Below are 14085 nucleotides of genomic sequence, written 5' to 3'. Positions count from 1 at the left end.
CACCACGGGAAGCTGAAATGTGAATGGTCGATTACGTCACAGCGCGCCGATAGGCGGTTCGATGAATGGTTATACAGGACTAGACTGTAGTTTGAGCTGGTAAAGGATTCAAAGAGCATCTGCTGAAACCACTAGCTCTGTTGAAACCACCCAGTGCAAGGAAAGGTCTCGGCCCTCGTGACTTACATCATCGCTCAGCCGTGCGTCGACGTGAAAGACAAGGCGTGCGTCGAAGAGTGCCCGGTAGATTGTATCTATGAAGGTGAGCGCTCGCTCTACATTCATCCCGATGAATGTGTTGACTGCGGCGCCTGCGAACCTGTCTGCCCCGTCGAAGCCATCTACTACGAAGATGATGTGCCGGACGAGTGGGCCGACTATTACAAGGCAAACGTCGACTTTTTCGACGAACTTGGATCCCCGGGCGGCGCCGCTAAAATTGGTAACACCGGCACTGACCACCCACTGATCAGCGCCTTGCCACCTCAGAACCAAGGCTAGGTTTTCACTTTCATGCTTGAACTCCCCGATTACCCCTGGAACCAGCTTGCCCCGTATCGCGAGCAAGCGTCCGCACATCCGGGGGGAGTCGTGGACCTGTCGATCGGCACGCCCATCGACAGCACGCCGCAGGTCATCCAGCAGGCGCTGGCCGACGCTGCCAACTCGCACGGCTACCCGACCACGCACGGGACCATTGAGGTCCGCCAAGCCATCGTCGACTGGTTCGCCCGCCGACGCAACGTCACCGGATTGAGCACCGATGATGTCATGCCGACGGTTGGCTCCAAGGAAATGGTGGCGTGGCTGCCGTTGTTCCTGGGCCTGGGCGCTGGCGATATCGTGGTCCGTCCCGAAATCGCCTACCCGACCTATGACATCGGTGCCCAGCTGGTCGGCGCGACCCCTATCGCCACCGACGACCTCTCGGAATTGACTGCTGAGCAGCGCGAGCGCGTGAAGCTGATCTGGGTCAACTCGCCTGGCAACCCGACCGGAAAGGTCCGCGATACCGCCCAGCTGGCAGGCATCGTGGCTCAGGCCCGCGAAATGGGTGCCGTCGTCGCCTCCGACGAGTGCTACGCGGAACTGGGGTGGGATGAATACGAGGGGCAGGTGCCCAGCATCCTGGACCCGGCGGTCAACGCTGGAAACCTCGATGACCTGTTCGCGCTGTATTCGCTGTCGAAGCAGTCCAACCTCGCCGGATACCGCGCCGCCTTCGTTGCCGGTGCTCCCAATCTGATGCCGTCTCTGGTCAATAGCCGCAAGCATGCTGGCATGATCGTTCCCGGTCCAATCCAGCACGCCATGGTGGCGGCCCTGAATGACGACGAGCATGTCGCGGCGCAGCGCGAGCTGTACCGGGCACGCCGTGACATGCTGCGGCCGGCGCTGGAGAATTTCGGCCTGGCCATCGAGGATTCGGTGGCGGGCCTGTATCTGTGGTGCACCGCTGGGCGTCCGAGCTTTGAAACCATCGGGGCGCTGGCGGAACTGGGCATCGTGGCCGGTCCCGGGGCCTTCTACGGCACCGCCGGGGAACGCCACGTGCGCGTGGCGCTGACTGCATCCGACGAACGGATCGCGGCTGCCGTTGAACGGTTGAATTCTTCCGCCAATCGGTGAAGATGACGCCCTAATTAGCTTGAATGGGTCAAATCGCGGTATGTTCTACGGTGACGACTGACCTTTCGGAACTACACGCTTTCCGGTTAGGAGATGCAATGACAGATACTACGTCTGCACAGCTACACTTTGGAGAATCCAGCCTCGAGCTGCCGGTAATTCAGGCAGCAGAGGGCAACGACGGATTCGGCGTAGCCCCACTTTTGAAGACCACCGGGAACGTGACTTACGATCCCGGCTTCATGAATACCGCGGCCACCAAGTCCGCGATTACCTACATCGACGGCGACGCAGGCATCCTGCGCTACCGCGGGTACCCAATCGAGCAGCTGGCCGAGAAGTCCAGCTTCATCGAGGTCACGTACCTGCTGATCTACGGCGAACTGCCAACTGCCGACCAGCTGGCCGAGTTCGACAACTCGTTGCGCCGCCACACCCTGCTGCACGAAGAGCTCAAGGGCTTCTTCGGCGGTTTCCCTCGCGACGCGCACCCGATGCCGGTGCTGTCCTCGGCTGTTTCGGCCCTGTCAACCTGGTACCAGGATTCGCTGGATCCGAAGGATGACGCACAGGTTGAGCGTTCGACCCTGCGCCTGCTGGCAAAGCTTCCGGTCTTGGCCGCGTACGCGCACAAGAAGTCCATTGGCCAGGCGCTGCTGTACCCGGACAACTCGATGAACATGGTCGAGAACTTCCTGCGCCTGTGCTTCGGCACCGCTGCCGAGCCGTACATCGTGGATCCAGACGTTGTCAAGGCTCTTGACCTGCTGCTGATCCTGCACGCTGACCACGAGCAGAACTGCTCGACCTCCACCGTGCGCCTGGTTGGCTCCTCGGAAGCCAACATGTTCGCTTCGGTTTCGGCAGGCATCCACGCGCTGTCCGGCCCGGCCCACGGCGGCGCCAACGAAGCCGTCCTGAAGATGCTCCGTGAAATCCAGTCTTCGGGCATGACCCCTGAAGAGTTCATGACCAAGGTCAAGAACAAGGAGGACGGCGTACGCCTGATGGGCTTCGGCCACCGCGTGTACAAGAACTACGATCCACGCGCCAAGATCATCAAGAAGACCGCTCACGACCTGCTGGCAAAGCAGGGCAAGAACGAGCTGCTTGATATCGCGATGAAGCTGGAAGAAACTGCGCTGAACGATGAATACTTCATCTCGCGCAAGCTCTACCCGAACGTGGACTTCTACACCGGCCTGATCTACACCGCCATGGGCTTCCCGGAGAAGATGTTCACCGTGCTGTTCGCCATCGGCCGCCTGCCAGGCTGGATCGCGCAGTGGCGCGAAATGATCAAGGACCCGGAGCTGAAGATCGGCCGCCCACGCCAGCTGTACATGGGTGAAACCGCTCGCAACTACCCGGGCTACCAGGCCTAGGCTAGCTGCCGGATTCCTGCGGCAGGACCTGTCTTCCCACGATAGTGGGGGACAGGTCCTTCCCTGTTTTAAGTGGTATTTCGGGAGTATCCTTTGAGGCAGAGGAAACGACAAGTGTGCCGAAGAATCAGGTGGTATGCATGTACTTACGTCGTGGAAATAATTGGTCGCTGGCCATAAATACCAATCAGAATATGCTGATGGCGTTGTACCTGCGCGAACTCTCAGGCGTCCACCCCGCGGAGGCCGGACCTAATAGCCGGCTTGCTTCCAATATCAAGAACCGCAACACGATTGACGACTCGCACGGACAGCTCAAGCAGGAATGGAGTTCCTGGTGGGATTCGCTGACCGCGGTGGCGCCAGCCAGTGAACCGGAGGCCAGCGATGCACTGATCAAGCGGCTGGAAGACGAGGGCTACCCGGCCCTGGCCCGGCTGGCGCGGGCACACTACGGCCAGGCCACGGTGTTCGCCCAGCAGCATGCCCAGGACTTTGCAGAAAACAGCGGCAAGTACGTGCCGCACCGCATGGATGAGCTGGAGCGGATCCTGATTGACCACGGCGTGGAACACGATATGCAAGCCACTCGGCAGGAGATCCAGCTCATTGACGTGCCCTTGGACGAGCCCAGGGCTTGGCTGACTGGCCGGGCAACCATCGTGGCCAGCACGTCGCTGCTGCGCGACTCCAAGGCTTTCCACGGCTTCATCCAGCCGATGGTGACCATCATCTTTCCCGGCGGCTAGCCGAGCAGCAAGAAACTGGGCAATAAAAACTGGCAGACCACTTTCGTGATCTGCCAGTTCGAATGCAACAGGAGAATTAGTTGGCGTGAAGCGCGCTGTTCAGCTCAACGGTCTGGCCTGCGCGCGGCAGGGCCTCAACAGTGCCGGTGATCGAATTGCGGCGGAAGAGCAGGTTTGGCACGCCGGAAAGCTCCAGTGCCTTGACCTGCTTCTCGCCCAGCACCACACGCGTGCCGGCGGTGACGTACAGGCCAGCTTCGACCACCGAGTCATCGCCGATCGAGATGCCCACACCGGCGTTTGCCCCCAGCAGCACGCGTTCGCCGATGACAATGCGTTCCTTGCCGCCACCGGACAAGGTGCCCATGATCGATGCGCCGCCTCCAACGTCCGAGCCATCGCCAACAACGACCGATGCCGAAATGCGGCCTTCCACCATCGAGGTGCCCAAGGTGCCGGCATTGAAATTGACGAACCCTTCGTGCATGACGGTGGTGCCCGAAGCCAGGTGGGCGCCGAGGCGCACACGTCCAGCGTCGGCAATGCGCACGCCGGCCGGAACCACATAGTCGACCATGCGCGGGAACTTGTCCACGCCGTACACGGTGACCGCACCACGAGCGCGCAACTTCAACCGGGTCGTTTCGAAGCCCTCGACCTGGCAAGGACCGAAATTCGTCCATACGACGTTTGCCAGATGGCCGAAGATGCCGTCGAGGTTGATGCTGTTCGGCTGGACCAGGCGGTGCGATAGCAAGTGCAGGCGCAGCCACACATCGGCGGTGTCAGCCGGAGCTACATCAAGATTAATGGTCAGTGAAACTACCTTCTGGGTGGTGCCGCGGGCTGCATCATCCTGCGCGGCGGCAGAGAGTTCACCGGAGAGCTCTTCAGCTTGGGCGAGTTCGCCCAAGACTGGAGCCGGGTACCAAACATCAAGGATCGTTCCATCGGATGCGACCGTTGCAAGGCCATGCGCTGAGGCTAAACGGACAGATGATTCGCTGGATGTCACAGATTCTGAAGTCATACACCGATCGTATCTTTGCTGACCGGAGTAACGTTGATAAATGACAAAAAAGTGAAGCTAGAGACTCAGGATGTAGCCAGCCGTGAACGAATTGGACCTGCAACAAGACGTTGCCCTGCTCACCGAGCAGATCATGAACATTGAATCCGTTTCCGGCAATGAGCAAGAGCTGGCCGACAAGGTGCACCACGCGCTGCAGCAGCTGGCGCATCTTGAGGTCCATCGGGACCAGGACGCCATCGTGGCGCGCACCAGCTTTGGCCGCGAACGCCGCGTCGTGCTGGCCGGGCATCTGGACACCGTGCCGTTGCCACGCACCGAGGGCGCCAAGGGCACCGTCCCCGCACAGGTCATCGGCGGGGTGCTCTATGGCCGCGGTGCGACGGACATGAAAGGCGGGGTTGCCGTACAGCTTGCCCTGGCGGCAGAGCTGACCGACGCCAAATACGATGTCACCTACGTCTTCTACGACCATGAGGAAGTTGAAGCGGCCAGGTCCGGATTGGGCCGGCTGGCCAAGAACAGCCCGGAACTGCTGGAAGCTGACTTCGCGATCCTGCTGGAACCGACCAACGGCACCGTCGAAGGCGGGTGCAACGGAACCAGCCGCTTCGTCATCCGCACCCGCGGCAAGGCGGCCCATTCGGGACGCGCATGGATGGGGCATAACGCGATCCACGACGCGGGGGAGATCCTGCAGCGGCTGGCTGCCTACCAGCCCCAGAGCATCACCGTCGAAGGCCTGGACTACCGCGAGGGAATGAACGCAGTCCGCATTGCCGGCGGCATCGCGGGCAACGTGATTCCGGATTACTGCGAGGTGGAAGTGAACTACCGATTCGCCCCGGACAAGACGCTGGCCGAGGCTGAGGCCGTTGTCCGCGAGCTTTTCGCTGGCTTCGATATCGAGCGCACCGATGGCGCCGATGGAGCCAAACCGGGATTGGACCAGCAGATTGCCGCGGACCTGATCAAGGTGCTGGGCCAGGAACCCAAGCCGAAGTACGGCTGGACCGACGTGTCGCGCTTCTCGGCCTTGGGAGTTTCGGCAGTGAACTTCGGCCCAGGAGATGCGCTGCTAGCACACAGCGATGATGAGCATGTACCGCAGCAGGCTATCCGTGATTGCCTGCAGAGCCTGCGCGCGTGGCTGCGCTAGCGATGCCCTGTCACTGAGCAATTGTCGTGGCAAGAAAAAATCTCCGTACCGTGTGGTTGATGCCCAAGCGGTACGGAGATTTTTCTGTTGCGGTGGCTAGGCCTTGGGATCTTCGCGATCCTGGCCCGCTTGCGTGCCCAGATCCGCGGGGGCTCCAACCACTGCCGCCGTCGGGTTGGCGGCTGCAGTCTTGTCCTTCTTCACCCGGCTGCTCAAGCGGCGCGAGACGATCACTGCCAGCTTGCTCAGGGTGAAGTTGATGATGATGAAGATCGCCGCCGCCACGATCAGAGCCTGCAGCACATTGCCGTTCGGCGAGGAGTAGGTGCGGGCGAAGAACAGCAGCTCGTTGAAGCTGATGATGTAGCCCAGGGCCGAGTCTTTCAAGATCACCACGAACTGGCCGATCAGCGCTGGCAGCATGGCCACCAGTGCCTGCGGAATCTCGATGTAGCGCAAGGACTTGCCGCGGGTCAGGCCGATCGCGATACCGGCTTCGCGTTGGCCCTTGGGCAGATTGTGCACTCCGGAACGGACCAGCTCCGCAACGACCGAGCCGTTGTAGAAGATCAGTGCTGCGACCACGGCCCACATCGCGGTATCTCCTGGCAGCTGCAATGAGCGGGAGAAGAAGACGTTGAAGAACACGATCATCAGCAGCACTGGAACCGCACGGAAGAATTCGACAATCACGGTGGATACACCGTTGATCAGCTTGTTCTGCGCCAGGCGTCCAACACCGAAGATCAGGCCGAATATCACCGAACCGACAATGCCGAAGATGGCGGCCTTGACGGTGTTCCACAAGCCGGGCAGCAAGTAGTTCTTCCAGGTGCTCGACTCGATGAAGTCATCCCACTGGGAAGCCTGCATCTGGTCCTTGGCGGCGAGGCCCAAAATGATCCAAGCAACGATGCCCAGGGCAATCAGGGCACCGATGATGTTGACAGCCAGGATGCGGCGCCGGGCCTTGGGCCCGGGCGTATCGAAAAGAATCGAGGCGCTCATCGTGCCACCGCCAGTTTCTTCGAAGCCCACGTGGTCAGCAGGCCCACTGGAATAACGATGATCACGAAGCCCACCGCGAAGGTCAAGAAGATCGGGATGACGATATCGGCACGGAACTCGATCATGGTCTTCATGACCGAGGAGGATTCGGTGGCTACCGAACCGACCGCCGCGACCGTGGAGTTCTTGATCAAGGCGATCAGGGTGTTGCCCAGCGGCACGATGGCTCCGCGGAAGGCCTGCGGCAAGATCACCATGCGTGCTGCGGGCAAGAAGCTCAAACCGATGGCACGGGCAGCTTCCGCCTGTCCCAGCGGAACCGTGTTCACGCCGGAACGGATGGCTTCGCACACGAACGCCGCGTGGTAGACCGCAAGGCCAAGGACGGCCAAGCGGAAGAAGTTGTTCTGGAAGTCTGAGCTGAGCACGAATCCGAGCTGGCCATAGAGCGCCAGCACGCAGAACAGGATGATGATGGTCAGCGGCGTATTGCGGATCAAGTTGACGTAGCTGGTGCCAATGGCCTGGAAGCTCCCTACGGGAGAGATGCGCAGCAGGGCCAGAATAGTGCCCAGAACGAGGGCGCCAATGGCAGCCCAGAACGTTAGTTGGATATTGACCCAGAAAGCTCCGGGAATGTCGTACTCAGTGAATATGGATAAATAGTTCTCCACTGCAAGCCTCTGTCTCGATGGCCGGAATACCGGCCAAGTGGCTATGGGTCCGATACCTGCATCAGCCGGTTACCGGAGTAACGCAGATTGCAGATGGGGGCCAAACACGCTGCGTTTGGCCCCCATTGCATCAGGTGCTGCTAGGCGCAGGAATCCGAAAGGGTTGGCGGGTTGGTCTCAGCGTTTGGCTTGTAGCCGGTGCCTTCGGTGTTCTTGTCCAGGGCCTTCTGCCATTCGCCGGACTCGATCATCTTGGTGATCGCCGCGTTGATGTCGGCGCACTTGTCGGTGCCATCAGGCAGGCCCACGCCGTAGTTCTCTTCCGAGAACGGCGCGCCAACTACCTTGAACTTGCCCTTGTAGGCTGGCTGCGCAGCCAGACCCGCGAGGATGATGTCATCGGTGGTCACCGCGTCAATGGTGCCGCCGCTCATCTGGGTGGTGCACTCTGCGTAGCCCGGAAGCTCCTGCAGGTTGGTGTTCTGGGCGTAGTTGTCCTTGACCTTCTGGGCCGAGGTGGAACCGGTGACCGAGCAGAGGTTCTTGCCGTCAAGATCTTCCGGGCCGGCAATATCCGAGTCGGCTGGAACCAGCAGGTCCTGGCCGGCAACGAAGTACGGGCCGGCGAAGTCGACGACCTTGTTGCGCTCATCGGTGATCGAGTAGGTCGCGAAGATCATGTCGACCTGGTCGTTCTGCAGCATGGTCTCGCGGTTGGCCGAAGGGGCCGAAACGAATTCGATCTGATCCTCGGTGTAGCCCAATTCGTTGGCTACGTACTTGGCGACGTCCACATCGAAACCGGTGTAGTTGTCGCCGTCCTTGAAGCCGAGGCCTGGCTGGTCGAACTTGATGCCGATGCGGATCTTGTCGCCGTCGGCTTCGCTATCGCCGGAGCCGCCGCATGAAGTCAGGGCCAGGGCTGCGACGGCGGCCATTGCGGCTACGGTACCGAAACGAGTCTTGCGCATTGTTCCTCCTAGTGGATGCGTGATGATGAAATCAGTGGTTGGTGATCAGCTTGCCAAGGAAGTCCTTGGCACGGTCGGATTTGGGATTGGTGAAGAATTCTTCCGGTGCGGCCTGCTCGACGATCTGGCCGTCGGCCATGAAGATCACGCGATCCGCGGCCTTCCGCGCGAAGCCCATCTCGTGGGTGACCACGAGCATGGTCATGCCTTCCTTCGCCAGTCCGACCATGGTGTCCAGGACCTCGTTGATCATTTCCGGGTCCAGGGCGCTGGTCGGTTCGTCGAAGAGCATGACCTTCGGCTTCATGGCCAGTGCGCGGGCGATCGCCACGCGCTGCTGCTGGCCGCCGGAAAGCTGTGCCGGCAGCTTGCCGGCCTGGTTGGCCACGCCGACCCGCTCCAGCAACTGCATTGCCAAGTTCTTCGCTTCGTCCTTCTTCATGCCCTTGACCTTGATCGGTCCGAGGGTCACGTTTTCCAAGATCGACTTGTGGGCGAAGAGGTTGAACGACTGGAAGACCATGCCGACATCTGCACGCAGATTGGCCAGCGCCTTTCCTTCTTCGGGAAGGGTCTTGCCGTCAATCTTGATGGTGCCTTCATCGATGGTTTCAAGCCGGTTGATGGCGCGGCATAACGTCGACTTGCCCGAGCCGGAAGGGCCGAGGATCACAACGACCTCGCCCTTGGTGACTTCGAGATTGATGTCATTGAGCACATGCAGCGCACCGTAGTGCTTATTGACCCCAGTCAGCTGGACGATAGGGCCGTCAGAAGAAGCCTGAGCCTGATGATCGCTTTTCATGTTGTAGACATTACTTGATGTGACGCCGGCTACGCGACTCTTCGACCACGTCACATCGAGTTGTTATCAAACTGTTCTTCAAGCAGCGGTAGGTCACATCCAAGGATGGGCAGAACTAACCGATAGAGTGAAGGCATGGTTCATCAGCGTAAGAGTGAAGAAAATGCCCGGATCGGGCAAAAGCACCACATCGAAGCGAGCTGGCCAGGGAAGCAGCCAGAAGATCAGCTTGACCACTATCTCCTGGACAGTCCGCAGGCCGACGTCACGCACACCGATGTGTGGCGAGTGCTGCGGATCCAATCGGAATTCGTCAGCGGCTTTGGAACCATGGCCGATACCGGACCCGCCATTGCAGTTTTCGGTTCGGCGCGCACCGACCGGAACAGCCCTTACTACGCGATGGCCGAGCGTGTCGGCAGCCGCCTGGCCGAGGAAGGCATCACCACGATCACCGGTGGCGGCCCTGGCGCAATGGAAGCCGCCAACAAGGGTGCCGCCGAGAAGGACGGGATCTCGGTGGGCCTGGGAATTGAGCTTCCCTTCGAGACCGGACTGAATGCCTCGGTGAACAAGGGCCTGAACTTCCGCTACTTCTTCGTGCGCAAGACGATGTTCGTGAAGTACTCGCAGGGCTTCATTGTGCTGCCTGGCGGTTTCGGCACCCTTGATGAACTCTTCGAAGCGCTGACCCTTGTGCAGACCAAGAAGATCACCAGTTTCCCGATCGTGCTTGTCGGCACCGACTACTGGGGAGGCTTGGTGGACTGGATGGCCAGCACGCTCGTTGCCGAAGGCACCATATCGCCGGCTGATATGGACCTGTTCACGATCACGGATGATCCTGACGAAGCGGTGGATCTGGTGCTGCGCGCACATCAGGAGAACCAGAAGGTCGGCAACTTGGCGAAGGGGCAGTAACGGATGCCAACGCTCCTGATTGCCATTGCGGTATTGCTGGTCGGCGCGGTCGCGCTGCTGCTCTCCAGCCAGCGGAAGAGCGTGCCAGCCGGCCGCCACTTCGAATCCACCGGGGAGGCCATCACCGGATTGGTCGAGCACCAGGCGTCGCTGCCACCGGTGCTGCTGCCCAAGAATCCGCGCGCCGAGGACGTGGACAAGGTCCGCTTCTCCCTGGGCTTGCGCGGCTACCGTTGCGACCAGGTCGATGATGTGCTCGATGTCCTGGCGGCCGAAATCACCAACCTCGAGAATACGATTCGTGACCTGGAGTCACGGCGTGTGATTAGCGACACGAACGAAAATTAGTAATAATAAGAGATAAGTGTCCCAACTCAGCCGGGATTCCTTGCTGAGGATGGACTAGGCATTCGGTTGCATGCGTGGCAGGCGCCAACGCATGCGTTAGCCACAGACGAAGGGAACAGCTTAATGGCTGCTATGAAGCCACGCACCGGTGACGGGCCAATGGAAGTCGCTAAGGAAGGCCGCAGCCTCATCTTGCGCCTGCCAATCGACGGAGGCGGACGACTGGTGGTCGAGTTGAACAACGACGAGGCAACCGAATTGCGCGAGTGCCTGCTCAAGGTCACCGAGTAGGGTTGCTCAAGTTCCAGCTTGGCCGCACGAGGTGCTCGTGCGGCTATTGAGGACCGGCAGAAATGTCGGTCCTTCGTTTTGCCTGAAAATGGCTCCTAGCGCCGCGTGGCCGGCCTGGCCGGAAGGACAGTTGCCACGAACAATCCCTGCTCGGTTGGGACAAGGTGAGTTTGCAGCCGCGGATCCTCGCGCATCATGCGCAGTGCATCGCGGGTCGTGACGGTGGAAGGCCGTCGCACTGCGGGCTTGGCCAGGCGGTGCTCGTCGAAGGCATTGTTCACGATGATCACGCCGCCGGTTCCCACCAGCCGCTTGGCTTCGGCTACATATTCGAGCAGCAGTTCGGCGCCGGCATCGATGAGCACCAGATCGTAGGCGTGGTCCGCCAAGCGCGATAGGACGTTCTCCGCACGCTCATTGATGATGCGGGCGCGGGCCGAAGGTATTGACGAGTCGCGCAGGCCCTGCCGCATCGCATTGGCGTGTTCCAGATCCGGTTCGATCGCGGTCAGCGTCATGGCGCTGCCCATGGCTTCCAGCATTGCCAGGGACGCGACACCCACGCCGGAACCGATTTCCACGACGTTGCGCGGCTGGCGCAGGGTGCACAGCAGCTGCAGCATTGAGCGGCCCGCCGGGTCAATGCACCGCACGCCCAGGTCTTCCGCGCGCTCGCGAACCGCGGCGACATGCTCCGGCTCGTTGACGTGGGTCTGGGCGTAGGTCCAGCTCGCAAAGAGTTCTGGATTCATCGAAGGCATCTGCGGTGGTCCTCAAGAGTTGAATTGGCGTGGCCAGTATCAATCGTACCTACGCCGTTACCCGAAATTGTTGAACTTGCAGGTTCTCGCGCAGAGGATTCTTAGCTTCAGCTCAGCTTCCCATTTCATACTTGGAGTGTGAACAATGCACGAAGTGAATCTGTTTCTGCCGCTGCGACTGGCGAAACCGCGACCCCGACCTGGGACCAGATGGTCCAGGAGCATGGGCAGCGGGTTTTCCGTTTGGCCTACCGGTTGACTGGCAACCGCCAGGATGCCGAGGACCTTTCCCAAGAGGCATTTGTTCGCGCGTTCAAGGCACTGGAGAACTACACCCCGGGAACCATGGGCGGGTGGCTGCACCGCATCACCACCAATCTGTTCCTGGACCAGGCGCGGCGCAAGAGCAAGATCCGCTTCGATCGTTTCGCCGAGGGAAGCGAAGACCGGATGCCCGGTACAGCTGTGACCCCGGAACGCTATTTCGAATTCAACAACCTGGATGTCGACGTGCAAGAGGCCTTGCGCGCCCTGTCCCCGGAGTTCCGTGCGGCCATCGTCCTGTGCGACATGGAAGGCTTCTCCTACGAGGAAGTCTCACGCATATTGGACGTGAAGCTAGGCACGGTGCGCTCGCGGATCCACCGTGGCCGAGCCATGCTGCGAGACGCGCTGGCTCACCGCAATCCGGCAAATCGCCCAGCCAAGACCATGTCGTTGCCACGCATCCCGCGAGGCTTGCGCGCCGCCAGCTAACCCCGTTCACCGGGTGTTCACCGTTGGCATGGCGCGGTGACTTCGTCAGTCGCTCTGGAACAAGGTAATCTTCTTACGTGGATCTTTTTGGTATTAATGGTGGCGAGTTTGTCGTTCTCGCCGTGCTTGCGGTCGTTATTCTGGGCCCCGAAAAGCTTCCCGAGTACGCCAAAAAGCTAGCGAACCTGGTCAAGGAAGTGCGGCGCATGGCCAATGGGGCCAAGGAGCAGCTGCGCGAGGAAGTCGGCGACGAAGTTGCCGATATCGACTGGAAGAAGCTGGATCCCCGCCAGTATGATCCTCGCCGAATCATCAAGGAAGCGCTTATCGATGAATTCGATGATGCCGTGAATGTTGCCAAGGGTGCCCCTGCCAAGACGGTGGCCCCGGCTCCGGTGCGTACCGCGGTTCCTTCCATCACCACGCAGCAGCAGCTGGGCGCCAACGAACCGGCTCCGTTCGACTCCGAAGCAACCTAGGCCTGCAACCCACTTTAGAAAGTCATTGGCAGCGATCGCCCGGCAAGTCCGCGCGGTCGCTGTTCCAATTTTCCTGCAAGCTCCCGCATTGCCGCGGCGGCCGGAGCATCCGGGGTGCTGAGCACCACCGGCTGGCCGTGATCCGAGCCCACGCGTACGGATTCTTCCAATGGAATCTGGGCCAGCAGCTCGACCGGGTATCCCAGTTGCTGGCTCAGCGAGTCGCTGAGCTTGGCGCCGCCGCCGGAACCGAAGACCTCCATGCGCGTGCCGTCGGGCAGCTGCAGGAAGCTCATGTTCTCCACCACGCCGATCACCTTCTGCTTGGTCTGCAAGGCGATGGTGCCGGCGCGTTCGGCAACCTCTGTCGCAGTGGACTGCGGGGTGGTGATCACCAGGAGCTCGCTATTGGGCAGCAGCTGGGAAACTGAGATCGCCATGTCCCCGGTGCCGGGCGGCAGGTCGAGGAACAGGTAGTCCAGGTCGCCGAAGTAGACATCCGAAAGGAACTGTTCCAAGGCGCGGTGCAGCATCGGTCCACGCCAGATCACCGGCTGGTTGGAATCCAGGAACATGCCAATGGAAATGACCTTCACCCCGTGCGCTACCGGAGGCAAGATCATCTCATCCACCCGGGTGGGGTTCTGCGAGATTCCCATCAACGAGGGAATGGAGAAGCCGTGCACATCGGCGTCGATCAGTCCGACCTTCAGCCCCTGGGCTGCCAGCTGGCAGGCAAGATTCGCGGTCAGCGACGACTTGCCGACTCCGCCCTTGCCGCTGGCCACCGCGATCACCCGGGTCAAGGACGCAGGGTCGGAGAACGGCGTGCGGCGGCTGGCCAGGGACTCGCGCAACGCTGCCCGCTGGTGCGGATCCATGACACCCAGCTGCACCTCGACGTGCTGCACGCCGGCGACGGCCAGCAGGGCCGCAGTGGCGTCCTGCTCGATGGTGGAGCGCATCGGGCAACCGGCGATGGTCAGCAAGATTTTCACCGTGGCCGTGCCATCGGCCAATTCAGCGGATTCCACCATGCCCAATTCGGTGATGGGCCGGCGAAGCTCCGGGTCGTTGACTTGTGCGAGGGCGGCGAGGAGTTCTGGGGTGTTGCTCAAT

At 60.8% G+C, this 14085-nt stretch carries 17 protein-coding genes; 10 read left to right on the top strand and 7 right to left on the bottom strand.

Annotation, left to right across the window (positions count from 1 at the left end):
- Positions 1-177 precede the first annotated feature (177 nt).
- The 4 genes from fdxA (at position 178) to ACR9WD_RS10840 (ending at position 3763) form a co-directional block, all read left to right on the top strand.
- Positions 178-501: a ferredoxin gene (fdxA, locus tag ACR9WD_RS10855; RefSeq protein ID WP_013349521.1), complete on the top strand. Its 324-nt coding sequence runs from the start codon at positions 178-180 to the stop codon at positions 499-501.
- A 12-nt stretch (positions 502-513) separates the two neighbouring features.
- Positions 514-1629 carry a succinyldiaminopimelate transaminase gene (gene dapC / locus ACR9WD_RS10850; RefSeq protein ID WP_073705960.1) on the top strand — a complete coding sequence of 372 codons (1116 nt, stop codon included), beginning with the start codon at positions 514-516 and terminating at the stop codon, positions 1627-1629.
- Between the two features lie 98 nt (positions 1630-1727).
- Positions 1728-3014 (top strand): citrate synthase, encoded by a 1287-nt coding sequence (locus ACR9WD_RS10845; protein ID WP_038990615.1) that lies wholly within the window; start codon positions 1728-1730, stop codon positions 3012-3014.
- Positions 3015-3154: 140 nt separating this feature from the next.
- Positions 3155-3763, top strand: coding sequence for a hypothetical protein (locus ACR9WD_RS10840; protein WP_143180993.1), 609 nt, complete (start codon positions 3155-3157; stop codon positions 3761-3763).
- 76 nt (positions 3764-3839) lie between these two features.
- On the opposite strand, the gene dapD is transcribed toward ACR9WD_RS10840, so the two are convergent.
- On the bottom strand, positions 3840-4793 hold the full coding sequence (gene dapD, locus ACR9WD_RS10835) for a 2,3,4,5-tetrahydropyridine-2,6-dicarboxylate N-succinyltransferase (RefSeq protein WP_038990612.1): 954 nt from the start codon (positions 4791-4793) through the stop codon (positions 3840-3842).
- 82 nt (positions 4794-4875) lie between these two features.
- Between dapD and dapE the strand changes: the two genes are divergently transcribed.
- A complete protein-coding gene (dapE, locus tag ACR9WD_RS10830; protein WP_434922062.1) occupies positions 4876-5952 on the top strand; it encodes a succinyl-diaminopimelate desuccinylase in 1077 nt (358 codons plus the stop codon).
- A 96-nt stretch (positions 5953-6048) separates the two neighbouring features.
- On the opposite strand, the gene ACR9WD_RS10825 is transcribed toward dapE, so the two are convergent.
- From ACR9WD_RS10825 to ACR9WD_RS10810, 4 genes are all read right to left on the bottom strand, one after another.
- A complete protein-coding gene (locus ACR9WD_RS10825) occupies positions 6049-6960 on the bottom strand; it encodes an amino acid ABC transporter permease (protein WP_073705963.1) in 912 nt (303 codons plus the stop codon).
- Complete coding sequence (locus ACR9WD_RS10820; protein WP_038990609.1) at positions 6957-7634, bottom strand: amino acid ABC transporter permease; 678 nt, start codon at positions 7632-7634, stop codon at positions 6957-6959. The genes ACR9WD_RS10825 and ACR9WD_RS10820 overlap by 4 nt, the downstream gene beginning before the upstream one ends.
- A gap of 140 nt (positions 7635-7774) precedes the next feature.
- Positions 7775-8605, bottom strand: coding sequence for a glutamate ABC transporter substrate-binding protein (locus ACR9WD_RS10815; protein ID WP_073705964.1), 831 nt, complete (start codon positions 8603-8605; stop codon positions 7775-7777).
- Positions 8606-8636: 31 nt separating this feature from the next.
- The gene (locus ACR9WD_RS10810) at positions 8637-9368 is read right to left on the bottom strand and encodes an amino acid ABC transporter ATP-binding protein (protein WP_038990719.1); all 732 of its coding nucleotides are present in this window, start codon (positions 9366-9368) and stop codon (positions 8637-8639) included.
- 177 nt (positions 9369-9545) lie between these two features.
- Here ACR9WD_RS10810 and ACR9WD_RS10805 point away from each other — a divergent pair, with 177 nt between their 5' ends.
- The 3 genes from ACR9WD_RS10805 to ACR9WD_RS10795 all read left to right on the top strand — a co-directional run bounded on the left by ACR9WD_RS10805 (position 9546) and on the right by ACR9WD_RS10795 (position 10970).
- Positions 9546-10331 carry a TIGR00730 family Rossman fold protein gene (locus tag ACR9WD_RS10805; RefSeq protein WP_073705965.1) on the top strand — a complete coding sequence of 262 codons (786 nt, stop codon included), beginning with the start codon at positions 9546-9548 and terminating at the stop codon, positions 10329-10331.
- A 3-nt stretch (positions 10332-10334) separates the two neighbouring features.
- Positions 10335-10679, top strand: coding sequence for a DivIVA domain-containing protein (locus ACR9WD_RS10800; protein WP_073705966.1), 345 nt, complete (start codon positions 10335-10337; stop codon positions 10677-10679).
- A gap of 123 nt (positions 10680-10802) precedes the next feature.
- Complete coding sequence (locus ACR9WD_RS10795; RefSeq protein WP_013349509.1) at positions 10803-10970, top strand: DUF3117 domain-containing protein; 168 nt, start codon at positions 10803-10805, stop codon at positions 10968-10970.
- A gap of 95 nt (positions 10971-11065) precedes the next feature.
- On the opposite strand, the gene ACR9WD_RS10790 is transcribed toward ACR9WD_RS10795, so the two are convergent.
- Entirely contained in the window at positions 11066-11731 is a 666-nt protein-coding gene (locus tag ACR9WD_RS10790) for an O-methyltransferase (RefSeq protein ID WP_083586583.1), read from the bottom strand.
- A 138-nt stretch (positions 11732-11869) separates the two neighbouring features.
- On the opposite strand from ACR9WD_RS10790, the gene sigE reads away from it, so the two are divergent.
- Positions 11870-12487 (top strand): RNA polymerase sigma factor SigE, encoded by a 618-nt coding sequence (gene sigE / locus ACR9WD_RS10785; protein WP_038990605.1) that lies wholly within the window; start codon positions 11870-11872, stop codon positions 12485-12487.
- A gap of 77 nt (positions 12488-12564) precedes the next feature.
- Entirely contained in the window at positions 12565-12966 is a 402-nt protein-coding gene (locus ACR9WD_RS10780; protein ID WP_038990604.1) for a sec-independent translocase, read from the top strand.
- 14 nt (positions 12967-12980) lie between these two features.
- Here ACR9WD_RS10780 and ACR9WD_RS10775 read toward each other — a convergent pair whose 3' ends face one another.
- On the bottom strand, positions 12981-14084 hold the full coding sequence (locus tag ACR9WD_RS10775) for an Mrp/NBP35 family ATP-binding protein (protein WP_073705967.1): 1104 nt from the start codon (positions 14082-14084) through the stop codon (positions 12981-12983).
- Position 14085 lies beyond the last annotated feature (1 nt).

This window comes from Glutamicibacter sp. PAEs-4, from assembly GCF_051161755.1.
Lineage (GTDB): Bacteria > Actinomycetota > Actinomycetes > Actinomycetales > Micrococcaceae > Glutamicibacter > Glutamicibacter nicotianae.
This window is presented reverse-complemented; position numbering and strand designations above follow the sequence as displayed.